Origin of the sequence: Shinella zoogloeoides, from assembly GCF_020883495.1 — a bacterium.
In the GTDB taxonomy this organism is placed as follows: Bacteria; Pseudomonadota; Alphaproteobacteria; order Rhizobiales; family Rhizobiaceae; genus Shinella; species Shinella zoogloeoides.
The window spans coordinates 2,968,440-2,993,682 of record NZ_CP086610.1 but is presented as its reverse complement, the minus strand read 5'-3'; the positions used below and the strand labels follow the sequence as shown (position 1 = coordinate 2,993,682).

22 protein-coding genes are annotated in these 25,243 nt (G+C 64.5%); 14 read left to right on the top strand and 8 right to left on the bottom strand.

Translation table 11 applies throughout. The annotated features are described in order from the left end of the window. Position 1 precedes the first annotated feature (1 nt). On the top strand, positions 2-784 hold the full coding sequence (locus K8M09_RS14765) for an ABC transporter permease (protein ID WP_160785064.1): 783 nt from the start codon (positions 2-4) through the stop codon (positions 782-784). A 28-nt stretch (positions 785-812) separates the two neighbouring features. Here the strand turns inward: K8M09_RS14765 and K8M09_RS14760 are convergent, their stop codons facing one another. Then, positions 813-1,562 carry an SDR family oxidoreductase gene (locus tag K8M09_RS14760; protein ID WP_160785065.1) on the bottom strand — a complete coding sequence of 250 codons (750 nt, stop codon included), beginning with the start codon at positions 1,560-1,562 and terminating at the stop codon, positions 813-815. 96 nt (positions 1,563-1,658) lie between these two features. Here K8M09_RS14760 and K8M09_RS14755 point away from each other — a divergent pair, with 96 nt between their 5' ends. From K8M09_RS14755 to K8M09_RS14745, 3 genes are all read left to right on the top strand, one after another. Next, on the top strand, positions 1,659-2,567 hold the full coding sequence (locus K8M09_RS14755) for an AraC family transcriptional regulator (RefSeq protein ID WP_160785066.1): 909 nt from the start codon (positions 1,659-1,661) through the stop codon (positions 2,565-2,567). A gap of 120 nt (positions 2,568-2,687) precedes the next feature. Next, a complete protein-coding gene (locus K8M09_RS14750) occupies positions 2,688-4,244 on the top strand; it encodes an EAL domain-containing protein (RefSeq protein ID WP_160785067.1) in 1,557 nt (518 codons plus the stop codon). A 924-nt stretch (positions 4,245-5,168) separates the two neighbouring features. Then, complete coding sequence (locus K8M09_RS14745) at positions 5,169-7,103, top strand: methyl-accepting chemotaxis protein (RefSeq protein ID WP_160785068.1); 1,935 nt, start codon at positions 5,169-5,171, stop codon at positions 7,101-7,103. Positions 7,104-7,216: 113 nt separating this feature from the next. Here the strand turns inward: K8M09_RS14745 and K8M09_RS14740 are convergent, their stop codons facing one another. The 3 genes from K8M09_RS14740 to K8M09_RS14730 form a co-directional block, all read right to left on the bottom strand. Continuing rightward, positions 7,217-7,480 (bottom strand): hypothetical protein, encoded by a 264-nt coding sequence (locus tag K8M09_RS14740; RefSeq protein ID WP_160785069.1) that lies wholly within the window; start codon positions 7,478-7,480, stop codon positions 7,217-7,219. A gap of 793 nt (positions 7,481-8,273) precedes the next feature. Further along, positions 8,274-10,211, bottom strand: a complete 1,938-nt coding sequence (locus tag K8M09_RS14735) for a methyl-accepting chemotaxis protein (RefSeq protein ID WP_160785070.1) — start codon at positions 10,209-10,211, stop codon at positions 8,274-8,276. Positions 10,212-10,395: 184 nt separating this feature from the next. Further along, complete coding sequence (locus tag K8M09_RS14730) at positions 10,396-10,593, bottom strand: hypothetical protein (RefSeq protein ID WP_160785071.1); 198 nt, start codon at positions 10,591-10,593, stop codon at positions 10,396-10,398. A gap of 519 nt (positions 10,594-11,112) precedes the next feature. On the opposite strand from K8M09_RS14730, the gene K8M09_RS14725 reads away from it, so the two are divergent. From K8M09_RS14725 to K8M09_RS14715, 3 genes are read left to right on the top strand one after another with little or no spacing between them, the layout of a single operon-like run. Continuing rightward, positions 11,113-13,230, top strand: a complete 2,118-nt coding sequence (locus tag K8M09_RS14725) for a putative bifunctional diguanylate cyclase/phosphodiesterase (RefSeq protein ID WP_160785072.1) — start codon at positions 11,113-11,115, stop codon at positions 13,228-13,230. A 22-nt stretch (positions 13,231-13,252) separates the two neighbouring features. Next, a complete protein-coding gene (locus K8M09_RS14720; RefSeq protein ID WP_160785073.1) occupies positions 13,253-13,738 on the top strand; it encodes a molybdopterin-binding oxidoreductase in 486 nt (161 codons plus the stop codon). After that, positions 13,735-15,711 (top strand): GGDEF domain-containing protein, encoded by a 1,977-nt coding sequence (locus K8M09_RS14715; protein ID WP_160785074.1) that lies wholly within the window; start codon positions 13,735-13,737, stop codon positions 15,709-15,711. Before K8M09_RS14720 ends, K8M09_RS14715 begins: the two co-directional genes overlap by 4 nt. A gap of 50 nt (positions 15,712-15,761) precedes the next feature. Here K8M09_RS14715 and K8M09_RS14710 read toward each other — a convergent pair whose 3' ends face one another. Then, the gene (locus K8M09_RS14710) at positions 15,762-16,685 is read right to left on the bottom strand and encodes a LysR family transcriptional regulator (protein ID WP_160785075.1); all 924 of its coding nucleotides are present in this window, start codon (positions 16,683-16,685) and stop codon (positions 15,762-15,764) included. Between the two features lie 223 nt (positions 16,686-16,908). Here K8M09_RS14710 and lysA point away from each other — a divergent pair, with 223 nt between their 5' ends. From lysA to K8M09_RS14690, 4 genes are all read left to right on the top strand, one after another. Then, positions 16,909-18,153, top strand: coding sequence for a diaminopimelate decarboxylase (lysA, locus tag K8M09_RS14705; RefSeq protein ID WP_233447524.1), 1,245 nt, complete (start codon positions 16,909-16,911; stop codon positions 18,151-18,153). A gap of 146 nt (positions 18,154-18,299) precedes the next feature. Further along, positions 18,300-18,788 (top strand): helix-turn-helix domain-containing protein, encoded by a 489-nt coding sequence (locus K8M09_RS14700; protein ID WP_160785077.1) that lies wholly within the window; start codon positions 18,300-18,302, stop codon positions 18,786-18,788. After that, positions 18,776-19,198 carry a hypothetical protein gene (locus K8M09_RS14695; RefSeq protein ID WP_160785078.1) on the top strand — a complete coding sequence of 141 codons (423 nt, stop codon included), beginning with the start codon at positions 18,776-18,778 and terminating at the stop codon, positions 19,196-19,198. Before K8M09_RS14700 ends, K8M09_RS14695 begins: the two co-directional genes overlap by 13 nt. A gap of 122 nt (positions 19,199-19,320) precedes the next feature. Next, positions 19,321-19,833 (top strand): L,D-transpeptidase family protein, encoded by a 513-nt coding sequence (locus K8M09_RS14690; RefSeq protein WP_160785079.1) that lies wholly within the window; start codon positions 19,321-19,323, stop codon positions 19,831-19,833. Positions 19,834-19,870: 37 nt separating this feature from the next. On the opposite strand, the gene K8M09_RS14685 is transcribed toward K8M09_RS14690, so the two are convergent. The 3 genes from K8M09_RS14685 to K8M09_RS14675 form a co-directional block, all read right to left on the bottom strand. Continuing rightward, positions 19,871-20,302 (bottom strand): ABZJ_00895 family protein, encoded by a 432-nt coding sequence (locus K8M09_RS14685; RefSeq protein ID WP_160785080.1) that lies wholly within the window; start codon positions 20,300-20,302, stop codon positions 19,871-19,873. Between the two features lie 221 nt (positions 20,303-20,523). Then, positions 20,524-21,486 carry an HD-GYP domain-containing protein gene (locus tag K8M09_RS14680; RefSeq protein ID WP_160785081.1) on the bottom strand — a complete coding sequence of 321 codons (963 nt, stop codon included), beginning with the start codon at positions 21,484-21,486 and terminating at the stop codon, positions 20,524-20,526. Positions 21,487-21,671: 185 nt separating this feature from the next. Continuing rightward, a complete protein-coding gene (locus tag K8M09_RS14675; protein ID WP_160785082.1) occupies positions 21,672-22,772 on the bottom strand; it encodes a hypothetical protein in 1,101 nt (366 codons plus the stop codon). A gap of 174 nt (positions 22,773-22,946) precedes the next feature. On the opposite strand from K8M09_RS14675, the gene K8M09_RS14670 reads away from it, so the two are divergent. From K8M09_RS14670 to K8M09_RS14660, 3 genes are all read left to right on the top strand, one after another. Then, positions 22,947-23,564, top strand: coding sequence for a TetR/AcrR family transcriptional regulator (locus K8M09_RS14670; RefSeq protein WP_160785083.1), 618 nt, complete (start codon positions 22,947-22,949; stop codon positions 23,562-23,564). 35 nt (positions 23,565-23,599) lie between these two features. Continuing rightward, the gene (locus K8M09_RS14665) at positions 23,600-24,448 is read left to right on the top strand and encodes a DUF6920 family protein (protein ID WP_160785084.1); all 849 of its coding nucleotides are present in this window, start codon (positions 23,600-23,602) and stop codon (positions 24,446-24,448) included. 84 nt (positions 24,449-24,532) lie between these two features. After that, positions 24,533-25,234, top strand: a complete 702-nt coding sequence (locus K8M09_RS14660; protein ID WP_160785085.1) for an META domain-containing protein — start codon at positions 24,533-24,535, stop codon at positions 25,232-25,234. Positions 25,235-25,243 lie beyond the last annotated feature (9 nt).

The window sequence follows — 25,243 nt, the reverse complement described above, 5'->3', positions numbered from 1 at the left end:
CATGCCGATGAAAATCGCCAAGGCCACGTTCGCCACGCTGACGGTGCTCTTCCTCGTCGCGCCGCTCCTCGCCATCCTGCCGCTCGCCTTCACCTCGAGCGTCATCCTGACCTATCCGATCCCGTCCTGGTCGCTGCGCTGGTTCGAGGAACTGTTCTTCGCCGATGCCTGGCGGCGGGCGATCGTCAACAGCCTCATCATCGGCACGGGCACGACGCTGCTGGCAACCGTGCTCGGCACGGCCGCCTCGCTCGGCCTGCGCAACCGGCTGCTGTTCTTCCGCGGCACGATGCGCACGCTCTTCCTGCTGCCGATGGTCGTGCCGGCGGTCGTTCTGGGTGTCGGCATGCAGGTGTTGCTGGCCCGTTTCGGCCTGACGAACAGCTATCTGGGCGTGATCATCGCCCATACGGTCGTCGCCGTGCCCTTCGTCGTGGTGAGCGTCACCGGGGCGCTGGCCGGCATAGACGAGCGGGTGGAGCTTGCCGCCCAGAGCCTCGGGGCGTCGCCCACGACGGTCTTCCGGCGCATCACCCTGCCGCTCGCCATGCCCGGCGTGCTGTCCGGCGCGGTCCTGGCCTTCGCAACCTCGCTCGACGAGGTGGTTTTGACCCTCTTCGTCGCCGGTCCCAACCAGCGCACGCTGGCGCGGCAGATGTTTTCCAGCATCCGCGAGAACATCAGCCCCGCCATTGCCGCCGCCGCCTTCCTCTTCATCGTCGCAACCGTCGCCATCGGCCTCGTGGTCGTGCTGTCGCGCTCGATGCTGGCGAAGCGCCGCTGATCCGGAGCGCCGGCTGGCGGCGTGAGGCTTATCCGGCGTGGCCCTGCGCCAGTGCGACGGCGTCGGGGCCGGCGGGGAAGCGGAGCTGCCCGGACAGGTCGTTGGCGGCCTGCCAGACGGCCTCGGCTACATCGGCCTCCGTCGTCACCATGGCCGGCTTGGCGAAAGCGGCGAAGATTGGCGCGGCGAATTCCTCATAGGCTGCGGGAATGAGGTCCTCGACGCGCACCCCGCTATTGGCGGTGAACCGCGTGGTCGGGGCATAGCCCGGCTCGATCAGCCTGGCGCGCACGCCGAAGGCGGCCAGTTCATGCGCCAGCGAGCCGGTGAAGCCCTCGATCGCCATCTTGCTGGCGGTATAGGCCGCCGCCAGCGGCATCGGCGCGAGCGTCACGCTGGAGGTCACGTTGACGATCACGCCCGACCGGCGGGCGCGCAGGTGCGGGATGACGGCCTGCGTCATCGCCATGACGCCGAACGTGTTGGTCTCGAATATCTTGCGGATATGCGCCATGGGCGTCGCCTCGAACGCGCCGACCACGCCGATCCCGGCATTGTTGACGAGGGCGTCGATCGGGCCGGCGGCCTGAAGGCAGGCGGCGATGCTCTCGGGCTGCGTCACGTCGAGCGGCAGGATGCGCAGACGGCTGGATTTGGGCAGGACGTCCTCGCGTGGCGTCCGCATGGTGGCGATGACGGTCCAGCCCCTGTCATGGAAGTGGCGGGCGGTTTGGAGGCCGTAGCCGGAAGAGCTGCCGGTGATGAGCACGGTGTTCATGGAAAGGGTCCTCTTTCGTGTTGACGGGAAAGAGATAGCTGGCAATATCAGGACTATCATCAATCAAAGGTCCGCATTTATTTTGCGATAGTCCAAATGTCCGATCCGCTTACCGAGGTTATCGAGCTGTTGCGGCCGCGTGCGGTCTTTTCGAAGGGCATCAGCGGGGCCGGTCCCTGGGCGGTGCGCTATTCCGCCTTCGGCCAGCCCGGCTTTTGCGCCGTCCTTGAGGGGCGGTGCCGTCTGATGGTCGACGGTGAGGCGCCGGCCACGCTGGAGCGGGGCGATTTCGTGCTGCTGCCGGCGACGCCGGCCTTCACCATGTCCGGCTTCGAGCCGGCCATTCCCATGCATGTCGACCCCACGGCCGCTCCGGCTCCCATCGGGGAAGTGCGGCATGGCCGTCCCGGCGGGCCTGCCGATGTCCGGCTCCTCGGCGGGTATTTCGCATTCGATACGCCGGACGCCGCGCTGCTGGTGTCGCTGCTGCCGGGCATGATCCATATCCGCGGCGTCGAGCGGCTGACGACGCTGGTGCGGCTCGTCGCCGAGGAGGCGAAGGCGGAGAATGTCGGGCGGGAGCTTGTGCTGGCGCGGCTTGTGGAAATCCTGCTGGTCGAAGCGCTGCGCATATCGCGCGGCGGGGATACGCCGCCCGGCCTGTTGCGGGGCCTTGCGGATGCCCGGCTGGCGAGGGCGCTGCGCGAGATGCATGGCGGCCCGCAGCATGGCTGGACGGTGGCCGGGCTGGCGGATGCCGCCGGCATGTCCCGCTCCGCCTTCTTCGACCGCTTCACCCGCGCGGTCGGCCTGCGCCCGATGGAATATCTGTTGGCCTGGCGGATGGCTGTCGCCAAGGACCTGCTCCGCAGCGGCGCCCTGGCGCTCGATGAGGTCGCGCGCCGCGTCGGCTACGGTTCGGCGAGCACGTTCAGCACCGCCTTCAGCCGCCATGTCGGGCAGCCGCCGGGCCGCTACGCGCGCCATGCGGGAGCCTCCGGGTGAAACGTTAGATCAACCTTGAGCGATTAGGATGGTTCCGGTTCGGCTGTCGCAACAGGCAAGAGGGGCTGGAAGGGGTTGGAAAAGAGATCGGGAGAGCGAAGGCAGGGGGCAGGAGGAGCGATGGCTGGCCGGGAGGGAAAAGCCCGCAGCCGTCTGGCTGTCGTGCTCTTCGGGATATTGCCCCTGCTTCTGGGGTTGCCCTTCCTGGCCTGGCAGGCCCGGCAGTCCCTCGACGGCGAGGCGGCGGCCATTCAGGAATTCGTGGTCGCGCGGGTCGACGCCATCCTCGGCCATGCGAGTAATGCTGCGGTGGAAGTGGCCGGTCTGGTCGGCAGCCCCTGTCCTGCCGCCGGCCTTGACCTGCGGCGGGGGGTGACGGCCCATCCTTTCGTCCGCTCGTTGAACCTTGCTGAAAACGGCAGGATCTATTGCTCCACCCTCGAGGGTGCGGTGGACTATGCCGAGGATAGCGCGGCCTATGCGGACGGCCGCCTGCAATTGATGTTCGGCAATCTCGTCACGCCGAACCGGGCGCTGCTCGTCTACCGGCACGCCACGGCATCCGGCTCTGTACTGGTGGGTATCGACGGGCAGCATGTCTTCGACGTGCTCAGCCTCGGCGCCGAGGAGTTCACGGTCGAGATCGGGATCGGGCCGAACTGGGTGGGGAAGGAGGGCACGGTCACCGACGCCTTCCGGCAACCGGACAATGCCATTGCGAGTCTCGTCCCTTCGGCGGCCTATCCGTTCACCGTCGGCGTGGCCTATGGGCAGGGCCTTGTCTGGCGGCATCTCGTTTTCGATTATTGGCCGTCCTGGCTGCTGCTCGCCTTGCTCGGGCTTCTGTCGGGCTATGCGGCCCGCCGTTTCCTGTCCCAGCGCAATTCCCTGACGGCCGAGTTGCGACGGGCGGTCGACGCCGACGAATTCGTGCCTTTCTACCAGCCTGTCGTGCTCGGGGAATCCGGCGCGCTGGCCGGCGCCGAAGTCCTCGTGCGATGGATGCACCCGATCGAAGGGATCATCCCCCCGAACCAGTTCATCCCGCTTGCCGAAAGCACGGGTCTCATCGTGAAGATGACCTATCAGCTTATGGACCGCGTGCAGGAAGAATTGCTCGGGCAATTGCCGAACCTTCCGGAACCGTTCCATGTCGGCTTCAATATCTCGGCGGCGCATTGCACCAGCATGGAGCTGCTCGATCGGTGCCGCGCCTTTCTGGAGCCGTTCCCGCCGGGTTCCGTCATCCTCTTCCTCGAGCTGACCGAGCGCGAGGCGATCCCCGCGACGCCAATGACCGACGCGCTTTTCAAGCAGCTCGACGGCATGGGCGTTCAAGTCGCCCTGGATGATTTCGGGACGGGCAATTCCAGTCTCGAATATCTGCAGCGGTTCACCGTCAATGCGCTGAAAATCGACCAGAGCTTCGTCGCCAAGGCGGGCACGGAAACGCTCTCCAGCCATATCCTCGACATCATCGCCGATCTTGCCTCGAGGCTGGAGCTTTTCGTTGTCGCCGAGGGCGTGGAGAACGCGATGCAGCGCGAATATCTGCAAAAGCTTGGCGTCGAATACATGCAGGGCTACCTGTTCGGTCGGCCTGTACCCTTTGCGGAGTTCGCCGCGACGCACCTTCCCCCGGCGGCGGGTGGAGCTGGCGATGGTGCGCCGGTTTGAACGAAGGCGGGCGGTCGTGGCCGTGCCCGCATCCTGATGCAGCGGAAGCGACAAGAGCGCCGATGACGCCCGAGCGGTTGTCCGGGCGGCCAGCCCTGCTTGGACTGGGCGTCGGCGCGACTTTTGCTCCGCCGGGCCAGTTGGCGCTGAAACGCGCCTCAACGCAGGCAGACAGCGCTTGTTCCCTCGTCGCGACGTTACCGAAATCAAAGACACCATTGAGGCGGAGGCCAATTTCCGCAGAGCCGTTGTCGTCGATGACTATCCCGCCGTGGCTCATGCCGCCGCTGTGGAGGATATGCCGTGAGCACGGCGGCTCCTTGGCGAGGCTCGTGCCAAGCAAACCACAGAATGCAGCCAGAGCGAAGCGCCCCTACCTGATCGCCGGTGCCAGCGACTGGGGTGGCGTTCAGGGGAGCTGATTGCGAACAGGGATAGGCTGCCGGTGCGGGTGGCCGGCGGAGCGTGGGGCCGACCCATGATGTTGCTCTTGAGTCTGGGCTGCAAATATGGTTAACAATGTGCTTGAAATTAAGTATCTTATAGTAAAATCACTGCTACGCGAACAAAGATACTGTTTTGTATCGATACATAAAATTGTATCAGGCGCGGAAATCCGCAGAAAATTCTTGGTGTTGATGTAAATAAATTCTTTGCTCCGTGTAAATTAGCGGCATTTTAAGCAAGTCTACCGAGAATTCGTAATGACGGAACTGGTTTTTCCCATGCCGGGAGACCCGTGCGCCAGGATGGCGGTTGCTCTGTCATGTTTCCTGAACATTTGACACTCGTTACCAGGCGAGGCCCCCGAAGGCGTCGAGGCGCTGCATCGTGAAACCGTGAGGTTTCGGCGCGGCCGAAGGCATGCCTTCTTCCCGGGAGACCAGTCGGACAGCGATGTGTCGTCTATCCGTGGAGCCGGGTATGTCCTTTCTTACGAATGCCAGGATCAGAACGAAGATTCTCGCGCCCCTCATCGGCATATGCGCCGTTGCGGTCGCGGGCATGTCGATCATGGCCGTGCAGTTTCAAAAAACCGACGATCTCTATTCGGAGTTCGTAGCGCGGGACAATGCCGCGGTTGCACGCATGAACAACCTGCGTGGCGGCGTCAATGCCGCCGCCTACAAGGCGTATATCGCCGCGACGGCCGACGCCGCGACCATGGCCGATGGCGAGATCGTCAGGAGCTACGAGCGCACGCGGGAAGCCGTGAAGAAGGGGTTCGGCGAGATCAGGTCGTTCCTGCCCGCGTCCTCCCAGGAGCTGGACGCGTTCGAGAAGCGCTTCGACGAGATTCTTGTCATCACGGACGAGGCCGTAGCGCTTTCTAAGAAGGGTGAGTTTGCAGCGGCAGTGGTGCGCAATGTCGCCTCGGACGATCCCGTTCGCGTGCTTGGCGACGAAATGGGGAGCTGGAGCACGAAGCTGACCGAGCGCGTCGCGGCCCGGAGCGACGAGCTGAGCGCCGCAACCGCAGCGACGATCTTCTACTCGCTCCTTGCTCTCGGCATCGCGATCGTCGCGGGCATGGCCGGTTCCCTCTTCATCTCCTCGCGCGGCATCACCACGCCGATCGCGACGCTGCGGTCGCGGATGGAAACGCTTGCGGCAGGACAGACCGAGGAAGCGATTGCCGGCATGGAGCGCCGCGACGAGGTGGGCCAGATGGCCGCTGCCGTCGCCGTCTTCAGGGATAACGCTCTCGAACGAATCCGTCTTGAACAGGAGGCGGAGAACGGTCGCGGCCTGTCCGAGCGCGAGCGCCGGGAGCGTGAGGCGCAGAAGGCCCGCGAGGCTGCCGAGATCCAGCACGCTGTCGATGCGCTTGGAACCGGCCTTACCCACCTGTCGGACGGTGATGTCTCCTACCAGATCGTGACGCCCTTTGCCGCCCATCTCGACGGCCTTCGCGAGAATTTCAACCAGTCCGTCGGCAAGCTGCAGGCGACCCTGCGAGCGGTCGGGGAGAATGCCAATGCCATCGACGCCGGCGCGAACGAAGTGCGCGCCGCAGCCGACGACCTTTCCAAGCGGACCGAGCAGCAGGCCGCTTCCGTCGAGGAGACCGCGGCCGCGCTGGAGGAAATCACCACGACGGTCCGTGATGCGGCCAAGCGCGCGGAGGAGGCCGGTCAGCTCGTGGCGCGGACCCGCGCCGGGGCGGAGAAGTCGGGCGAGGTCGTGCGCCGCGCCGTCGAGGCGATGCGCGAGATCGAGCGGTCCTCCGGCGAGATCACCAACATCATCGGTGTCATCGACGATATCGCCTTCCAGACGAACCTTCTCGCATTGAATGCCGGCGTGGAGGCTGCCCGGGCCGGCGAGGCCGGCAAGGGGTTCGCCGTGGTGGCGCAGGAAGTGCGCGAACTGGCGCAGCGTTCGGCGCAGGCCGCCAAGGAGATCAAGGGGCTCATCACGGCATCCAGCACGCAGGTGCAGGCCGGCGTGGCGCTGGTCGGCGAGACCGGTGCAGCGCTGCAGACCATCGTGACGGAGGTGCAGGACATCAACGCGAACGTCAACGCGATCGTGGAATCCGCCCGCGAGCAGTCGGTCGGTCTCGGCGAGATCAACCAGGCGGTCAACACGATGGACCAGGGCACGCAGCAGAACGCCGCGATGGTCGAGCAATCGACCGCGGCGAGCCACAGCCTTGCGAAGGAGGCGTCCTCGCTCAAGCAGCTTCTGGCGCAGTTCACCCTCGGCAACAGCGGCGTCGGACATGCGCCGGTGCGCCTTGCCGGCCCGGCCTCCGCGCCCGTGACCTCTCCCGCCCGTGGTCTTGGTCGCAAGGTCGCCTCCGCCCTCGGTGGTGCGGCAGCGGCAACAGCGGCGCAGGATTGGCAGGAATTCTGATCGCCGTCGCTTCGAGCCAATAAAAAAGCGCGCCCCTGGCCGGGCGCGCTTTCTTCACAATGCAAGCGGCAGGAATGCCGCCCTTCGCCCGCGCGGATGACCGCGCAGCGACCTTATTCCTTGATGGACGCCAGAAGCTCGTCGATCGCCTTGCAGGCTTCCTTCTCGTCCGCATTGGCGTATTTCGTCGTCACTTCCTGCATCTTCGTGAGGGCCGTCGCTCCCTTGGTCGGGTCCTTTGTCACGAGCTCCTGAATGGCCTTGGTCAGCTCCTCGGTCTTCTTCTGGGCAAGCTCCGGGGTGCATTCCTCGCTCTTTCCGCAGGCGCCGAGCGCGAGCAGCGGAACCATCGAAACCGCGACAAGAATCTTTCTCATTTCGTTCTCCATATTGTCTTGCAGGGAATGAGGCGCCCCCTGGCTCGGGGGGCGCGCTCTTCTCGGGGGAAAGGCGGGATGGGGGGAGCCTTTCCGGTAAGCGGCTCATGGGGGGAGGCCGCTATCTCGGGCATGACGGAATCAGGGAACCCCTCGCCGCCATTGTCGGCGCGTTTGCAGATTCATTCCGTCTGTTCGGGAGATGCCGGCGCGGCGCTCCGTCCGTTGTTCGCGCCATCGATCCGGTTCGGAGGGGTCGCCGTTGCGCTCCGGCGAGCCTCTAGCCAAGGGGTTACACCTGGGTCAATCGACCGGTGCCTTCCGTAACGATACGTTCGGCGCGGCCGGTCTATTCGCTCTCGATGGGAAACGGACCGATCCGGAGAGCCGCAGGCCGGTGCGGGCCATTTTGCGAGGCTCTACACTTCTGTTATCGTGCGGCCAGCGGCCCGTATGACATAGCCGCGCCTCCCATGGGGTGAGGTGCAGCAGGGGAGTGCGAGGGGGAGGAGCCGGGGGCTTCCCCTCGCCACCTTGCGGCGGCGACTGCGTGACTCCGGCGTGACGGAGTCAAATGCGACACCGGATTGCGTAAACGTTTCTTTTTGGTTGCTGCTGTTTTAGGCATAGTGCACATGTCCGATGCATCTGGCGTCCCCCCGGCGTTAGTTCCCATGCATCGGCATTTTCTCTGGCCCACAAGGCCAGACGTCGAAAGCCCCGGTTTGCAGCCGGGGCTTTTTTGTTTTCGGCCGACGGGCCAATGGGGGGAATGGCCCGCCGGGCCGGCTGCTCAGAACTCCTCCCAGCTATCCGCCTTGGGGGCGGCGCTGCCGGCGCCGAGCGCCGAGGCGATGCGGCCGACGAGACGCCGGGCGGGCGAGGGGACGGCAGACCGATCGGCCGAGGCCGCAACCGGTGCGGAACGCGCCTCGTCCCGGCCGGCATACTGGAAGCCCGAGACGAGATGGCGCAGGGTTTCCGCTTCCGAGGCGAGCGAAGCGCTCGCGGCCGTTGCCTCCTCGACCATGGCGGCGTTCTGCTGGGTCACCTGGTCCATCTGGTTCACGGCCACATTGACCTCGCTCAGCCCAACGGACTGCTCCTTGGCCGAGACGGCAATGGCGTCGAGTTGGCTGTTGATCGAAACGACATGCATCTCGATGACCTTCAGGGCCTCGCCCGTCTCCGTCACCAGCTTCACGCCGCTTTCGACTTCATCGGCGGAGGTGCGGATGAGGTCCTTGATCTCCTTGGCCGCCTGTGCCGAGCGCTGGGCAAGCTCACGTACTTCCTGCGCCACCACCGCGAAACCCTTGCCGGCCTCGCCGGCGCGCGCCGCTTCCACGCCTGCGTTGAGGGCGAGCAGGTTGGTCTGGAAGGCGATCTCGTCGATGACGCCGATGATGTTGGAAATCTGGCTCGACGACTGCTCGATGCGCTGCATGGCGCTGACGGCACGGGCGACGACCACGCCCGACTTCTGCGCCGACTGGTTCGCCTCGATGGCGACGCTGCGGGCCTCCTCGGTGCGCTGGGTCGAATTGGCGACGTTGCTGGTGATCTGGTCGAGGGCGGCGGCGGTTTCCTCGAGCGAGGCGGCCTGCTGCTCGGTCCGCCGCGACAGGTCGTTCGCGCTCTGGCTCAGTTCACGTGCCCCGCTGTCGATCGCGCCGGTGGAGGCGGCGACGGAGGCGATGGTCTCGCGCAGGGTCGAGACGGCGGCGTTGAAGTCGTTGCGCAGACCTTCGAAATCGGGGGCGAACGGCTTGGTGAGCTGGGAACCCAGATCCCCTGCGGACAGGCGCTTGAGGCCTTCGGCAAGCCCGGCCGTCGCCTCGCTCATTTCGGCGGCGCGCTGGCGGTCGAGTTCGGCGACGCGTGCGCGTTCCGTCTCGCTCTGTGCCCGGGCATTTTCCGCCTCGCCTTCGAGTGCGCGTGCCTTCAGTCCGTTCGTCTTGAAGATCTCGACGGCGCGCGCCATCACGCCAACTTCGTCACGGCGGTCCGTGCCGTCGATGTTTGCGGTGAGGTCGCCGTTGGCCAGCGTCTCCATCGTGTCGGCAAGCCCCCGGATCGGGCGGGCCAGCCAGGAGCGAATTGCCACATAGCCGATGGACAGGACGACGAGGAAGCCTGCCACGACCGCGATGATCGAGATGATGGCGATCGAATTGCTGCGCTCCGTCAGCAGGTCGCTCAGCTTCAGATTGCCCTCGTTGATCGCATTGGCGGTTTCGGCGAAGCGGGTGGTCACGCCGTTGAAGACCGGCCGGCACTCGGTATTGAAGAGCTTCTGCGATGCGGTGACGCCGGCGGGATCGAGCGCCACGCGGCCGAGGTCGATCGCGTTCTTGCAAGCGTCGTCGAAAAGGGCCAGGCCATCGGCCTTCAGCGCCGGAAGGCGCGTGTCGGACGGTAGCAGGGATATCGTCCTGTCCATGAGGGCGGCGTAATCGGCCTTGATCGCCTTCATTTCGGCGTCCGCGGACTCGGTGTCTTCCTTGGTGGCGGCCATGACCATGTCGGCGATGGCTGCGCGTCCGTTCTGCAGCGCCTTGCCGGCATTGACGAGGGTGAGCGCAGCGCTGCTCTCATTGGCGAGAATGCCGCTGTATGCATCGTCGACGGCTTTGATCTGAATGGCGGAATATGCGGCTATCGCCAGGGCGAAAACGCCGAACAGCGCGAAGATCGCCAGGAATTTTCCAATAATTGGAACGTGCTTCATTATCTGTCCCCAAAGGATGAAAGGTTGAACCCCCATCATAGGGTCGATGAAACCGCCTCATGCGATTACGATGCGATGCCCGCCGTTTCATGTCTGCGGGCCGGATATTGTCTTCAGCCAGCAAGATGTCCCGGCGGCTGATGTATTCGATTGCAGGTTCGCGGGGTCTCTCCACCCCGGCGAACTATTTCCCCGGCGCCTGACTCAATTCGGTCTGCGCGATCCTTGATTCCTGGCGCGCGTTTTCGCGCAATACATCAAGCATTCGTTCAAGTTGTTGCGTGACGACTGCCATGGAGCGCAGCACTGTATCTGCGTCTTTGTTCTCGTGGTCGCCGCCAATGAGCGTTTCTCTGCGTGTAAATTTCAGAATATTCTGCATCTTCCGGCCTATTGCTGGAGTTTGTGCGCATAATACTGAAATAGAACGTGATATTTCGGTTAATTATGGATTAATTATAAAATCTATCCGTGGATATGTATTGATAATAGATGATACATGGGTCGTTTAACATTGATAAATTAGCGTTCGCTTCTGGATTTACTTTGGATTTTTACCTCATATTAATGTCCGCAATCAACGATCGGCTTCACTTGCCGGACGTGGCCCAGGGCACCGGCGGCAGAGCAGGCGGGAATGAGCTTCCGTCCCAACCGACACCTTTGCTTCATGATGGCGCGACGTGCGTCTTGCGATCGCAAGGGGCGCGCCGTTTCCGAACCGGCAACCCCATGCGACCCGCGGAATGCTCCGGCGGATTGCAGGCGGATCGACGCCGGCAGAGCGATCCCCGCCTAGCATCCGCCGATCGAGTGGAGCCTAGTAGATGTGGAATAAGCAGCTCTTCATCGTCGTCTCCCGCCGCAGGCGCGTTCCCGGACCGGCAGGGAGACACTGAGCGTGCGCGTGGCAACAACGGAAGCGGACCGCCCGCGGGATATCGAGTTCGAAGAGGCAGGACTGCTCGACCAGATCGTCAGCGTTTTTCGCCGGGCGAGCGAACCGGGCGAACGGGAAGAACTGGCGATTGCCCAGTACCAGTCTCTCAGGAAGCAGATCCCGCTTCTCTACCTGATCCTGCTCGCCAATGCCTGGATGGTCGCCTATTCCTATATGGGCGTGGGGCCACGACTGCTGACGCTCTACGTTCCCGGTATCTTCACCCTGCTCTGCTCGGTCCGCTTCATCAAGTGGATACGGCGGGCGGGTACCGTGCCAACCTATGCCGAGGCCCGGCGGATGCTGGCGGGCACGACCCTGCTGGCCGGCCTGCTTGCGGCGATCTTCGTTCTCTGGGGGCTGGCGCTCTATTCCTACGGCACGGCGCACATGCAGGGCCAGATCGCCTTCTTCATCGGCATCACGGTGATCGGCTGCATCTTCTGCCTCATGCATCTGCCGCGCGCGGCGCTCCTCGTGTCCGCCGTCGTCAATATCCCTTTCGTGCTCTTCTTCGCCGATAGCGGCAGCCGCTCCTTCACGGCGATCGCCGTGAATGTCGCCCTCGTCTCGCTCATCATGATGATCATCCTGGCCATCAACTATGCGGCCTTCGCCAGCCTCATCCGTTCCCGGCGCAGCATTCTCGACAAGCAGGCGGCGATGGAGGTGCTCGATGCACACAATCTCTGGCTCGCCAACCACGACACGCTGACGAAACTGCCCAACCGCCATAGCTTCCTCGTGGAAATCGAAAGCCGCTTTCGCGAACTCGAGCAGGGCGCCGGCGATCTCTTCATCGGCGTGCTCGACCTCGATGGCTTCCATGTCGTCAACGACGCCTTCGGCCATCGCGGCGGCGACCAGGTCCTGATCGAAGTGGCGCGGCGGCTGCTGGCGAGCGCAGGGGACAGCTTCGGCGTCTTCCGTCTGGCCGGCGACGAATTCGGCCTTGTCGGTACTGCGCCTTGGGCCATGAGCGCCGGGATGCTCGAGCGCTCCGAGGCGATCTGCGCCGCGCTTGAGGCGCCCTATAGCGTCAATGGCGTGACGGCCCATATCACCGCGACCATCGGCCTTGCCTCGTCGGCGACGGTTTCGGGCGGTGCGCAGCAGATTCACGAGGCGGCCGAATATGCGCTGATCAGCGCCAAGCAGAGCCAGCGGCGCGGTCATACCAACCTCTTCTCCTTCGCCCATCAGGATACGATCCGCCGGCACTCGCTCGTCGAGCAGGAGCTGCAGACGGCCGATCTGGAGGAGGAGCTGAGCCTGGTGTTCCAGCCCATCGTCGCGGTCGCGACCGGCACGCCCATCGGCTTCGAGGCGCTGGCGCGGTGGAACAACCGGCAGCTCGGGCGCGTCAGCCCCGTGGAGTTCATTCAGATCGCGGAGCGGGCAGGGCTGGCCAATCGCCTGACCTGCGTGCTGCTCTCAAAGGCGCTCACCGCTGCGGCCGCCTGGCCGCCGCAACTGCGCCTCTCCTTCAACCTGTCCATGCAGGATATCTGTTCGCCCGATAATGTCCTGCGGCTGGTCGGCATCCTCAATAACAGCCCGCTGGATCCCAGGCGCATCGATTTCGAGATTACGGAAACCGCTGTCGTCGGCGATTTCGACCAGCTCGTCACGGCCGTCACGACGCTTAAAGCACTCGGCGCAGGCATCTCACTCGACGATTTCGGCACGGGCTATTCGACGCTTTCGCAGGTCAACAAGCTGCCGCTCGACAAGATCAAGATCGACCGCAGCTTCGTCAGCAACATCAGCACCGTCTCGACCGGCTACAAGATCGTCAAGTCCGTCATCGCGCTCTGCCGTGACATGAAGATCAGTTGCATCATCGAGGGCGTCGAGACGCAGGACGAGCTGAACACGTTGCGCAAGCTCGATTGCAGCCTCGTGCAAGGCTACTTCTACTCCAAGCCGCTCCTTGCCGACGAGATCACCGACTATATCGAGAAAGCCGGCGCGCAGGCCCTCTACAGCGCGGCTGCCGCCACTCCCATCGTTCCTTTCGAGACACCGCGCCGCCGCTCGTCCGGCGAACGGAAAACCGCGCGGCACGCCGCTACATGATCCCCCAACCAAGGAGAAACGCATGCTTTCCATGACCAAGTCCCTTGCGGCCTTCGCCGTCGGCCTGGCGCTGACCTGCACGACCGCCCTTGCCGCCGAGCCCTATTTCACGATCCGCTCGGCCGATGGCGCCAAGACGGTTGAAATTACCGCCGAGGCCATCGCGAAGGCCGGCAGCGTGACCTTCAAGACCACCCTGCCCGGCACGGACGGCGAGGAACTGCATGAGGTGCGCGGTCCGCTGATGCAGTCGCTGCTCGACCAGGCGGGCTTCGCCTCGGCGGAATATGTCGCGGTCGCCCTCGATAATTATGAAATCGACGTGCCGGCCGAGGACTTCACGACGCTCGGCGCCATCGCTGCGGTGGAGGTCGACGGCAAGCCGCTGACCGTGCGTGACAAGGGGCCGACCTGGATCGTCTATCCGCGCAGCGACAACGCGGCGCTAACCGACCCGATCTATGAATCGCGCAGCGTCTGGCAACTGAAAGAACTCGTCGCAAAATGAACCTGCTCGGCAAGGTCTGGGGAAGGCTGCCTCTGCTGCGTTTCCCGATCATCCTATCGCTGTTCCTGATCATGCTTCCCGTCAGCTATCTGAGCCTTGCGCAGATCTCCGACGGGATCAACGACCGGCTCCACTTCTCCGCCCGGCTGGAGGAGGCGAGCCGGCTCGAACTGGAGGCGAACACGCTCTTCAGCAAGGCGGAGCTTTTCGCGCGGGGCGATCCGCGCGTTGCGGCCAAGGACGTGCAACTGGCGCTGGACCTTCTGTGGTCCCGCGTCAACGTCATGGGTACGAAGAGCTATCGGAAGGTCCAGGCGGATGACGACCTTGACGAGGCGCTGATCGGTGAGCTGCTCGGCGCCATGCCGCGGCTGGAGGCCGCGGTCAACGCCTTGCAGCCCGGCGTCGCCGGCAGCTACCGTGGGGTCGATCTCTTCGCCACGCAATATCGCGAGCGCGTCATCGTCTTCAGCGACGCGGCAAACAAGGCACGGCGCCAGCGGCTCAACATGGCGGTGCAGACCCAGTTGCAGAGCGTCACCAATCTCAAACGCATCCAGATCGCCTATGTGGCGCTCGGCGTCGTCGCCGTGGCCTATGTGCTGGTCGAGCTTTTCCTGACGCGCCGGCTCAACCGCCGGCTCAACGAGAGCATCGAGGAGAAGCACGAGCTTCTGTGTACGGATCACCTGACCGGCATCGGCAACCGCGCCAGCTTCGAGGACATGCTGCGTACGCTGAAGGCGCTCTCCGGCGCGGACTTCGCCGTCATCTATTTTGACCTCGATGGCTTCAAGCAGGTCAATGACACACTCGGCCACGGCATGGGCGACATGCTGCTGAAGCACGTCGCGGCGATCCTGCTCGCCGTGCGCCAGAGCGATGACGCCTTCGCCTTCCGCTTCGGCGGCGACGAATTTGCCGTGGTGCTTACCGGCAGCCGCGAGACCGCGCGCCACTATGCCGCCCGTGCCGTGCAGAAGATCGCCGCACCCGCGACGCTGGACGCCAATGTCGTGCAGGTATCGGCGAGCGCCGGTTATTCGCATGTCGAGGACCTGCGCTCCGTCGAGCCTGTCGATGCGCTGATGCGCAATGCGGACCTTGCGCTCTACGCCGCGAAATCCGCCGGGCGCAATTGTGTCCAGGCGTTCAATGCCGGTCTCCTGATCGAATATGAGCGGCGGACCTATCTGGAGGACGCGCTTTCCCATGCCATCGTCGAAGGGGCCATCGAGGCCTCCTTCCAGCCGGTGTTCGATCTGCCGACGCGCCGGTTGCGCGCGGTGAAGGTCGTGCCGCGCTGGTCGCACAATGCCTATGGCGCCATTGCGCCGGCGGAGGTGATGGAAATCGCCGACAGCATCAACGAGGGCGCGGCGCTTCTGCTTTCCCTGCTGCGCTCGACCTTCAACCTGTTCGGCCGGCTTGCGACACAGACGGAATTGCGGATCTATGTCGAGGCCTCCGAGAAGCTGTTCTCCCAGCCCGGTTTCGCCCAGTCGCTGTTCGAGTTGCTCGAGCGCCACAGGATCGGCCCCGGCCATCTGCAGATCGAGCTGACGGGTAAGCGCAGCGTTACCTATAGCGAAGCCTTCCTCGCCAGCATCCGTTCGCTGCGCGACGCCGGCGTCATCTTCGCGACCAGCGACGTCAGCCGCGCGATCGACAGCCGCAACCGCCTCGCCAATCTCGATTTCGGCACGCTGAAGCTGGAGCGCACGCTGGTGGAGGAGGCGACGCGCAGCGAGCGCAGCCGCGGCATCATCAAGGGACTCGGCGCCATGGCGGTGAAGATGGGGGCAGAGGTCGTTGCCGAAGGGGTCGACCGGCGCGAGGATGTGGAGCGCCTGCAAAGGCTTGGCATCGCGCTCGGTCAGGGCGATGCGCTCGCCCCCGTCATGACGCCCGACGATCTTCTGCGTTATCTCGCCGGCTGGGCCGGCCCATCGGTCGTTGCCTTCCGGCGCTGACGCCACCGGAGCATGGTCCGATACGAAGCGGTCTTGCTGCGGGCAATGCCCTAGCTGTGGAGCAGCGCCTGGCGGACCTTCGCCTTGATCTCCTCCAGGGCCGTTTCCAGATCCCTGGTGAAGCGCATGGCGAAGGTCGCGCGCGGTGCCTTGGTGGTCCGCCAGAGGTGGATACGGTAGAGGATCGGTACGGAGAACCTGCGAACCACCAGCCCGCGATTGAGATTATGCGCGGCGGTCAGCGGGTTGACGATGGAAATGCCGGCGCCGCGCGCGACCATCGCGCAGACGCTCGACGCCGTGGTCGTCTCGACGATGAAGCGCCGCGTCACGCCCGCCTTGTCGAAGACGTCGTCGAGCTTGCGCCGGTAAGGATCGTCCTTCGAAAAGTAGACGAACTCCATGTCCTCGAAATCGGCCGGCGCGAGGACCGACTTTGCCGCCAGCGGATGGCCCGCCGGCAGAATGCACACGACCTCGCCGGCATCGATCGCCTCGGTGGCGACATTGCCGAACTGCTGCTCCTGCTCGGCAAGCCCGAGATCGAACATCGCCGCGGTCAGTTCGTTCTGCAGGGCCGTCTCCTCGATCGAATGGATCGATATCAGCGCCCCGGGATGGACCTTGAGAAAGGCCTCGACGGCGATGGGCAGCATGGTGTCGCCATAGGCCGGCAGGGCGGCGATGCGCAGGTTTGCCATGCTGCGCCCGCCGATCGCCGTCGCCGCGCGGCTTATTTCTTCCAGCCCCACGAAGGAGCGGTGAACGATCGTGTAGAGTTCCTGTCCTTTTTCGGTCGGTGTGATGCGCTTGCCGAAACGGTGGAAGAGGTCGTAGCCGAGATAGTGCTCAAGGTCGCGCAACTCCCGGCTGATCGTCGGCTGGGAGGTGCGTAGCGCCGTCGCCGCGGCCGTCACGCTCTTCTCCATCATGACGGCATGGAAAATCTCGATCTGTCTCTGGTTCAGCCGCATCGTGCCCGCTTCGGTTCATATCGATTTCGAATAAAACGATTCTCTAATGGATTTCACAGTTACAAGTGCCCATGCGATGTTACTTATCGAGGTAGCAGGCTGCTACATGGGAATGGAGCGGTTGACTGCCATGAACAAGCACATCGATGTAAAGAATTCCCGGGCGAATGACGCCGGTCTGGCGAAAAACACACAGATTGAACTTGATTCGAATTGTATATCTATGGTGGCGGATGCCGTCGGCACGCCGTTCTACTGTTATTCGCCGGAAGTAATCGCGCAGGCCTATGAGGAATTGTCCACCGCGCTTTCCCCGGTCGGTGCATCCGTCTGTTATGCGGTGAAAGCTAATGGGAACCTTTCCATTCTTCAACTGCTTTCCCGTCTAGGGTGCGGAATGGACATCGTTTCCGGCGGCGAGATGGAGCGCGCGCTGGAAGCGGGCGTGCCGGCCTCCAGGATCATCTTCTCCGGTGTCGGCAAGTCGCCGCGCGAGATCGCCAGGGCCCTGACCGAGGGCGTTCACCAGATCAACGTCGAATCGCCTGCCGAATTCCACCTTGTCGCCGATATCGCCGCCTCGCTCGGGCTGCGCGCGCCGGTCGCGCTGCGGGTCAACCCGGATGTCGACGCGCAGACCCATGCGAAAATCTCCACCGGCAAGAAGGGCGACAAGTTCGGCGTCGCGCTTGGCGACGTGGCCGGTCTTTTCGAGGCGGCGGCCGGGCGAGCGGAAATCGAAATGGTGGGCCTTGCGGTCCATATCGGCTCGCAGATTCTCGACCTTTCTCCCTATCGCCGCGCCTATGGCGTGCTTGCGGATCTCGTTCGCGATCTTCGGACGCAGGGGCATGCGGTGCCGCGCCTCGATCTCGGCGGCGGCATCGGCATCGCTTACGGCGATCAGGGCGCGCCCTCGGTGGCGGAGCTTGCGGCGATCATCGCCGAAACGGTCGGCGGCCTCGGCTGCGCGCTGACGGTCGAGCCGGGGCGCTGGCTGGTCGGTCGCGCGGGCGCACTCGTCACGACGGTGCTCTACACCAAGGAGGCGGGCGAGCGCACTCTGGCGATCGTCGATGCCGGCATGAACGATCTGGTTCGCCCGGCGCTCTACGGCGCCGTCCATCCGCTCGGCGTGGTGCGTAGCGCGCGCGGCGGGGAGGGGCAGTCCTATGGTGTCGTCGGCCCCGTCTGCGAAAGCTCGGATATCTTCGGCGTCTATGACGACCTGCCGCAGCTGGCGGCCGGCGATCTCGTGGCCTTCCTGTGCGCCGGCGCCTATTCGGCCTCGATGGCCTCCACCTACAATGCGCGCGACCTCGTTCCCGAAGTCTTCGTGAGCAATGGCCGCTTCCGTATCGTTCGGCGTCGTCAGACCACGAGGGAACTCATGGCGCTGGAGAAGGATACCGTCTGGCAGGATGTCGAATCCGGCCCGGCACCCGAAAACCGTAAAGGCATTGCATGACATAACTCCCCTGCGCCGGCTGCCTTGGCGGCCGGCGCGGAAATCCCTTTGCGAATGAAGACCCGATCCATGGCGCGTCCCCGCGCTGTGGCGTCGGCGCATACTTTCATGCCTCCAGAGCGAAACGACAGAGCGCGAGAAGCGACATGAACATATTGGCTAACCCTGAACCTGCGATACGGGCGCGCGTCCTGACGACGCTCGATTCCGTGTGCTCCTCCGAAGCCTTGCGCAAATCGAAGCGCATGCGTGAACTGCTGCGCTATCTTGTGCAGGAATCCATCGAGCGGCCGGGCGCGCCCGTCACCGCCGAGGCGATCGCCGCCAACGTCTTCAACCGGACGAACGGCTTCGATGCCATAGACGACCCCATCGTGCGCACCACCGTCAGCCGCCTGCGCGCGGCGCTTGCCACTTATTATGAACAGGAGGCCTGCGGCGACGAGGTGGAAATCCGCATCCCGCGCGGAGGCTACATGCCCGAGTTCCTGCCGCGGGCGGCCAAGCCCCCGGCGCGCCGGCGGCTGGAATGGCTGCGCGGCAATCTCTGGATGCTGAATGTGGCCAGCGCCGTGGTTGCGCTGGTTGCGCTTGGCATTGCCCTTTCGCTGGGGACGGACGCATGCAGACCGTGACCGCAAGGCAGGTGCTCGAGGTGCACCCTGCCGCGCCCGTCGCGGTTCGCTATTGTGACGACGACGGCGAGGCCGACGCTACCTTCCCATCGCTTGCAGTTGCGCTGCTGGCGTTGTGCTACGACGCAGGTGTCCGGCATGTGCTGACGATGACCGTTCACGCGGCGGACGGTCATCTTGCCCTGGCGAGGTGTGAGATCGATTTCCTGATGGAGAGGCTTCACGCCGGGCAGGGCGACAGCGCAGCCAGCGACAATGGATTCCCCGATCTGGGGAGCCTGGCGGACCATGTCGCGACACTTGCGCGTAACCCGGGCCTTGCCCGGCCCTTGGTTCTCCATGTCGGAGGAGCCGGCGTTGCTCCGCTGGGCAGCGCGGAAACCTGGCGTAGCGTGAGCCGGAGCGCGTAGCCAGCCCGTGTTCGGGAGGATCGCGCCTTGCAAGACCCTGCCATCCTTATACGATGCCCGTTCTGCACCGCGCGGGATCGCTGCCCGCCATTTCCCGCTGAATCCGCAAGGAAGGAATGTCGATGGACCTGATCGTAACCGCTGCCGGCGATGGCTGGCAGGCGCGCCATGGAGACCGGAGCTGGCGCGCGGCCGTCGGTCGCGGCGGCATAAGGGTGGAGAAGGCCGAAGGCGACGGGGTCAGCCCCGTCGGCCGCTGGCCGATCCGCACGGTATATTATCGGGCCGACCGCATCGCAAAGCCGGCTTCTCCCTTTCCGACCCGGGTGATCGCCGAGCTGGACGGCTGGTGCGACGATCCCGCCCATGCCGACTATAACCGTCCCGTCACCCGCCCGTTCCCGGCGAGCCACGAGGAAATGCGGCGGCAGGACGAGCTCTACGATATCGTCGTCGTGCTCGGCCATAATGACGATCCGCCCGTGCCCGGTGCGGGCAGCGCTATTTTTCTGCATATTGCCCGTCCGGATTATGCGCCGACGGAAGGCTGCGCGGCGCTCGCGAAGGACGACCTGCTGGCGTTTCTTGCGGATGCACAGCCCGGAACGCATCTCGAGTTCCGGGCGACCGCCTGACGGACGGGAATGCCCGCCGTCGCGGGACGGGCAGGCGTCAGAGGCGCTTTGCCGCCGACCGGCCGGTCATCCACAGGGCGAGGCGGATGATGCAGAGGTTCAGTGCGAAGATCCCGAGGATAACGCCGCCGATCATCAGGGCGCCTTCGTTGGCAAGGTCCTGCAGGGCCATGTCCTCGGCCTGCAGGGCGAGCGTGGCGACGGACGACATGACGGCGGTCGTGGCCGCCGCGCAGAGGACAGCGACCTGCCAGGCCCGGCCGGACGCCGGCGCTGCCCGCTCGCGCGAGACCCAGATCTGCGTCATGCCGGACGCGGCGGCGAATGCGATGATGAGGCCCATCGCCGAGTTTTCGAATTCCAGGAACATCGTCACCAGGAGCGCCAGAACGGCGAGGCCGACATAGAGCCCGGTATAGATGCCGACGAGCAGCAGGGTGGACATGGGACGGGCGACGGTCTCGGTCATGGCGGCTCCAGTGCCGGTTGGTATCGATTGCCCGTGGCGATACATGAGCGCGCATTGACGGGAAGTTAAGTATCGATACGCCTGCCCGCCCGGCTCGGCCGCCTTTGCGCCTAGAGTTTGTCAGGTTCATTCTGAATCTGACGAGCTCTAGGTTCCCTTGTTTCCGTTTGTCTTATCGGGAAAACCGGGTTCCACTTTTCCCTGGCAAACTCTCGGAGAGCTTACTGGAGGCTTCCCTTGACGACGAGTTGCGAAACGAAGCGCTTCAGCAGGTCCCGGTCGAAATGCCCGCGCGAGGTCAGCATCATTTCGACGGTCTGGGCCTGCGACCAGCCGCGCTTGTAGGGCCGGATCGTCACCATGGCGTCGTAGACGTCGCAGATCGCGGCGATGCGCGCGGCCAGCGGAATCGCATCTTCCCTCAGGCCGAACGGATAGCCGGTGCCGTCCAGCTTCTCGTGATGATAGAGACAGACATCCAGCACGGTCTGCGGCAGGTCGCAGGCCCCGCGCAGCAGCGCCGCCCCGCGCGCGGGATGCTGCCGCACCAGGGCGAACTCGGCGGGCGAGAGCTTGCCGGATTTGTTCAGGATGGTGTGGGGAACGGTGGCCTTGCCGATATCGTGGACGAGGCCGCCCAGCCCGAGGTCGCGGATCGCCTCCTCGCCAAGGCCGAGGCTGCGGCCGAAGGCGATCATCAGCGCGCTGACGGCGAGGCAATGCAGGAAGGTGCCTTCGTCGCGATCCTTGAGCTTGGTCATGGCGATCAGCGCGCCGGCGCTTTCCAGCGCGTCCGACATGACGGCCTCGACGATTCCGTGCGCGCCGTCGAAATCGAAGCTTCCGTCCCGGTGCGCGCTGGATAGCATCTGCCGGATCATCGGGCGCGTGGACTCGATGCATTCGCGCGCCTGCCTGATTTCGCCCGCATGGAACGAGGATTCCAACTCGGCCTCGAAGCGCGCGCGTATCAGCTCCCAGGAGGGATCGGCGGCCTCGCAGACATCCTTGCCTTTGGCGGTGTCGATGATGGCGCTCATCGCGTTGCTGGCCAATATGGCGCGAAGCTCGGCCTGGGACGTGATGAGGAGGCGGCGCTTGTCAAAGCCGTTTCTCGAGCTGTCCTCAAGCTCTTCTATGTACATCCCCACGCAAATGTTGCTGAGATGAACCCTCTTTTTCATCTGCCTCGTGCCTTCCGACCGAATGTATACTCGCAAGTGAGATGGTTGCTTACGAATATTAAGCATTCCTGATGATCGTGGCGTGTCGCGCGATAAATATCGAGTCGTATCGGAGGGCGGCGGAATATGTCCGTAGCCGGCATCGAGACCCCATGGCGGCGGTTCCGCCGCCATGGGTGCGGTCGTTATTTCCAGCTCTGGAAATCGGCCGCCACGCAGCCATAGGGCGCGCGGGTGTCGCCGAACCGCTTTTTCAGTTGCTCGCAGCCCCAGCGGTTCAGGGATTCCGGCATCGCCGCGTTGATGTCCATTGCCGGCGCGGTGAACGCCGAGGAGGCGCTGGTCACGTACCAGAGCCAATAGCCGAAGTACCCCGCAACGACGAGGAGGACGACGAGCAGGGCAAGCCCGATCCGCCGCGTAAGCGAGGGGCCGGCCTTCGTGGCTTCGGGCACCAGCGGCGCCTGCCGGTCCTCGGCGGCTGGCAACGCCGTTTCGAGGGGCGGGAGGGCGGCGGCGCGCTCCTTGTCGGTCATGCCGATCCGCATCAGCCGGCTGTCGAGCAGGACGGGCAGCGCGGCATCGCCGTGCCAGACGGCCAGCGCCACCGCATTGTCGCCGGTTTTGCCGACGATGAGCGGTTCCTCGCCGGGCTCGAAGCGCGTATGGGCGGTTCGCCCGGTTTTGCGCTCGCTCAGCGTGTCGGCATAGGTGATCGACAGGCGCTTGCGCTTGTCTTCCACGGCGGTGATCGCCACCGGAACGGGCGTGAGGAGCGCCGGGCGGGCAAGCTGCCTGCGGGTGCGCAGGACGCGGACCGCCTGGAAGATCGGCGCCAGGAACAGGCCGATAAACGCGACCGTGAAGGCCGCGAAGATGAAGATGCGGCTCCAGAGCTTGTCCAGCGCAAGGCTCATCGTGGCCAGTTCGGGCTGGTCGGCGGAGATGACGAGGTCCGTCTCGTAGTCGCCGCTATGCATGTCGACGAACATCACATCGATGTTCTTCTCGTATCGCTGGCCGTCATAGTCGTAGGTGAGGGTGGCCTCGCAGGAGGTGACCACGGCCTTGCGCGTCGTACATTCGCCGTCGATGTCGCCCTCTATCGTGAGAGGGTTCCGGCTGATCTTGTAGTCCTGCAGGATGCCGGGGCCCTGCATGACGATGAGGAAGACCGCGACGAAGAGCATGATCGGCGCCGTGAGAAAATGGATTCGCGGTATCGAAAGAACACCGCGCGCAAGTGCAAGGGCGCGGGAGGGAAGCTTGATTGTGGGGAAAGTCATGATGTGCCTGATTGATTTCGAAAAGCGGTCGCCCGCCTCGTAGAAACGGTACAGCCTGGCTGAAAATTCGCCGGGGAGGGCGATTTGCCCGGAGGATTTCCCGGCTTGATCAGTTAAATTAATTGCATTAAATTAATGCCGTTAAATATTATATCCTCCCTCGTCGAGTTTCCCATGGCCCGCCCGCGAAAAGACCAGCAGATCGATATCCGGCCCGTCGCCATCGCGCAGACGATGCACCTGCTGGACAGCCGGGATGCCGCCGATATCACCATGGCCGATGTCGCCGATGCCGTCGGCTGCCGGGCGCCGGCGCTCTATGCCTATTTCGCCGGCAGGGATGCGCTGCTGCGCGCCGTGCATGACGAGGGGTTCCGCCTCATGCTGGAAGAGAAGATCGCCGTCGCCACGCGCAATGCGGACGATGCGGTCGAGAGGCTGCGGGCCGGCGGCCTTGCCTATCTCCGCTTCGCCTTCGAGCGTCCGGGCCTCTATCGGCTGATGTTCTCGCCGCCGCCGCTCGAGGGTTTTCCGGCCAATCCCTTCGCGGCCGATCCGGCTGGAAAATGTCTCGCCGCGCTGCGGGACGCGGTCGGAGCCTGCCAGGCGGACGGCTATCTGCCGGACATGGAAGCGGGACAGGTCGCCTTCATGCTGTGGTCGGCCGTCCATGGCGCCGCCGTGCTGGCCTTGCAGGGGCGTGCGCCGCTTCTGGCCGGACAGGATGCCCGGACCGCCGCCGTCGCGGCGGTCGAAACCCTCATGGGCTTCATCCGCTCTACGCGCCCATAGTCACCCCATTTCCCCGTCCAATAGAAAGACATGCCATGCGTCGCCGCCTACGCCTCACCCTCGCTGTTCTCGTGCTACCGCTCGCCGGCCTTGCGGCCTGGATCGGAATCTCCTCGATCCAGACGGAGCGGGAAATCGCCGGCCATGCCGAGACCGTCCGCCGGATTGCCGCCGGACATCCCTCCATCGCGGTCGATCCGGTCGCGATGGCGGCGCTACCTGCCCCGGTACAGCGCTATCTCGTTTTCGCCATACCGAATGCGAAATTCCAGTACCGGGTGGTGACGCTCTCGCAGGAAGGGGACTTCCGCCGTCCCATGAAGCAGGATTTCGCGCCGACGACCGCTTCGCAGACCATTGCCGTCGGCACGCCGGCCATGATGTTCGCCGCGACCACGCCCATCGTGCCGGGGCTCTGGTCGCGGGCCTACGATTTCTTCGCGGAAGGCCGGATGGAGATGCGTGCCAAGATCGCCTCGACCCTGACGGTCGTGGATGAAAGCGCCACCGAGGCGCTGAACCGCACCTCGCTTCGCCGCTGGCTTCTGGAAAGCCCGCTCTATCCCGTGGCGCTTCTGCCCGGCGGCCCGGTGCGCTGGGAAGCCATGGACGACAGCCATGCCCGCGCCACCGTCTCGGGCTTCGGCCTCGAGGCGTCGCTGGTCGCGACGTTCCGGCCGGATGGGAGTCTGGAGAGCTTCCATGCCGAGGAGGACGGCGATCTTGCCACGCCCTATCACGGTTCCGGCGAGCACGCCCTTCGCAGCGATTATCGTCCGGTTTCGGGCATGATGATCCCGCATGAATTCGTGATATCCCGCGCGGCCGGCGGCAGGATTCTCCCGTTCTGGAAGGGCCGCATCACGGCGATCGCCTATGAGTGAGACGGCTTGCAACGGGTGCTGTTGCATCGGCGCGGTCCCTGCCATAGTCCATGCAGGTAGCTATTCGTCCGGAGACCACGAACCATGAGCATGACTGCCCTGACCCGACGCATTCTAGGAATGAGCGCGGCTTTCGCATTGAGCTTTTCCGCTATCGAGGCGGCGCAGGCGGAAAGCTTCAGCGCCCGGGGCAACGAGCCGGGCTGGCACCTTGAGATGACGGAAAAGGCCATTACCTTCCGCACCCAGGAGGGCGAGACCCTTTCCGTCGAGCCGGTGCCGGCGGCGCAGGAGACGGAGGCCGGGCGGACCTATTCCGCGGTTGCCGGGGGCAAACCCTTCACGCTGACGGTCGCCGACAGGATCTGCGCCGACACGATGGCGGACATGCCGTTTCCCAAGACCGTTTCCCTGGTCGTCGGCGAGCGCACCCTTTCGGGCTGCGGCGGCGATCCGGCGAGCCTGCTGCACGGAGACTGGAAGGTCGACGCCATCGGCGGCAAGGCGCCCGTGGAGAAATCCGAGCCGACGCTGGCCTTCGCCCCGGATGGCAGCATGCACGGCAACGGCTCCTGCAACCGTTTCTTTGGCGGTTTCACGCTGTCCGGAGAAGGGCTGAAACTCTCGCAGGTCGGCGCGTCTATGATGCTGTGCGACCAGCCCCTGATGGACCAGGAGCATGCGCTTCTGGCCGCCTTCGGCGACGTTACCCATTTCGACGCCGTGTCGCCGACGCAGATCCGGCTCATGGGCGCAAGCGGCGTTCTGGTGAGCCTGCGGAAGTAACGCTCCGGG

What these genes read in the sequence shown, in the direction of transcription:
- K8M09_RS14765 (WP_160785064.1), top strand. Translation starts at nt 2, where the DNA reads ATGCCGATGAAAATCGCCAAGGCCACGTTCGCCACGCTGACGGTGCTC.
- K8M09_RS14760 (WP_160785065.1), bottom strand. Translation starts at nt 1,562, where the DNA reads ATGAACACCGTGCTCATCACCGGCAGCTCTTCCGGCTACGGCCTCCAA.
- K8M09_RS14755 (WP_160785066.1), top strand. Translation starts at nt 1,659, where the DNA reads ATGTCCGATCCGCTTACCGAGGTTATCGAGCTGTTGCGGCCGCGTGCG.
- K8M09_RS14750 (WP_160785067.1), top strand. Translation starts at nt 2,688, where the DNA reads ATGGCTGGCCGGGAGGGAAAAGCCCGCAGCCGTCTGGCTGTCGTGCTC.
- K8M09_RS14745 (WP_160785068.1), top strand. Translation starts at nt 5,169, where the DNA reads ATGTCCTTTCTTACGAATGCCAGGATCAGAACGAAGATTCTCGCGCCC.
- K8M09_RS14740 (WP_160785069.1), bottom strand. Translation starts at nt 7,480, where the DNA reads ATGAGAAAGATTCTTGTCGCGGTTTCGATGGTTCCGCTGCTCGCGCTC.
- K8M09_RS14735 (WP_160785070.1), bottom strand. Translation starts at nt 10,211, where the DNA reads ATGAAGCACGTTCCAATTATTGGAAAATTCCTGGCGATCTTCGCGCTG.
- K8M09_RS14730 (WP_160785071.1), bottom strand. Translation starts at nt 10,593, where the DNA reads ATGCAGAATATTCTGAAATTTACACGCAGAGAAACGCTCATTGGCGGC.
- K8M09_RS14720 (WP_160785073.1), top strand. Translation starts at nt 13,253, where the DNA reads ATGCTTTCCATGACCAAGTCCCTTGCGGCCTTCGCCGTCGGCCTGGCG.
- K8M09_RS14715 (WP_160785074.1), top strand. Translation starts at nt 13,735, where the DNA reads ATGAACCTGCTCGGCAAGGTCTGGGGAAGGCTGCCTCTGCTGCGTTTC.
- K8M09_RS14710 (WP_160785075.1), bottom strand. Translation starts at nt 16,685, where the DNA reads ATGCGGCTGAACCAGAGACAGATCGAGATTTTCCATGCCGTCATGATG.
- lysA (WP_233447524.1), top strand. Translation starts at nt 16,909, where the DNA reads ATGGTGGCGGATGCCGTCGGCACGCCGTTCTACTGTTATTCGCCGGAA.
- K8M09_RS14700 (WP_160785077.1), top strand. Translation starts at nt 18,300, where the DNA reads ATGAACATATTGGCTAACCCTGAACCTGCGATACGGGCGCGCGTCCTG.
- K8M09_RS14695 (WP_160785078.1), top strand. Translation starts at nt 18,776, where the DNA reads ATGCAGACCGTGACCGCAAGGCAGGTGCTCGAGGTGCACCCTGCCGCG.
- K8M09_RS14690 (WP_160785079.1), top strand. Translation starts at nt 19,321, where the DNA reads ATGGACCTGATCGTAACCGCTGCCGGCGATGGCTGGCAGGCGCGCCAT.
- K8M09_RS14685 (WP_160785080.1), bottom strand. Translation starts at nt 20,302, where the DNA reads ATGACCGAGACCGTCGCCCGTCCCATGTCCACCCTGCTGCTCGTCGGC.
- K8M09_RS14680 (WP_160785081.1), bottom strand. Translation starts at nt 21,486, where the DNA reads ATGAAAAAGAGGGTTCATCTCAGCAACATTTGCGTGGGGATGTACATA.
- K8M09_RS14675 (WP_160785082.1), bottom strand. Translation starts at nt 22,772, where the DNA reads ATGACTTTCCCCACAATCAAGCTTCCCTCCCGCGCCCTTGCACTTGCG.
- K8M09_RS14670 (WP_160785083.1), top strand. Translation starts at nt 22,947, where the DNA reads ATGGCCCGCCCGCGAAAAGACCAGCAGATCGATATCCGGCCCGTCGCC.
- K8M09_RS14665 (WP_160785084.1), top strand. Translation starts at nt 23,600, where the DNA reads ATGCGTCGCCGCCTACGCCTCACCCTCGCTGTTCTCGTGCTACCGCTC.
- K8M09_RS14660 (WP_160785085.1), top strand. Translation starts at nt 24,533, where the DNA reads ATGAGCATGACTGCCCTGACCCGACGCATTCTAGGAATGAGCGCGGCT.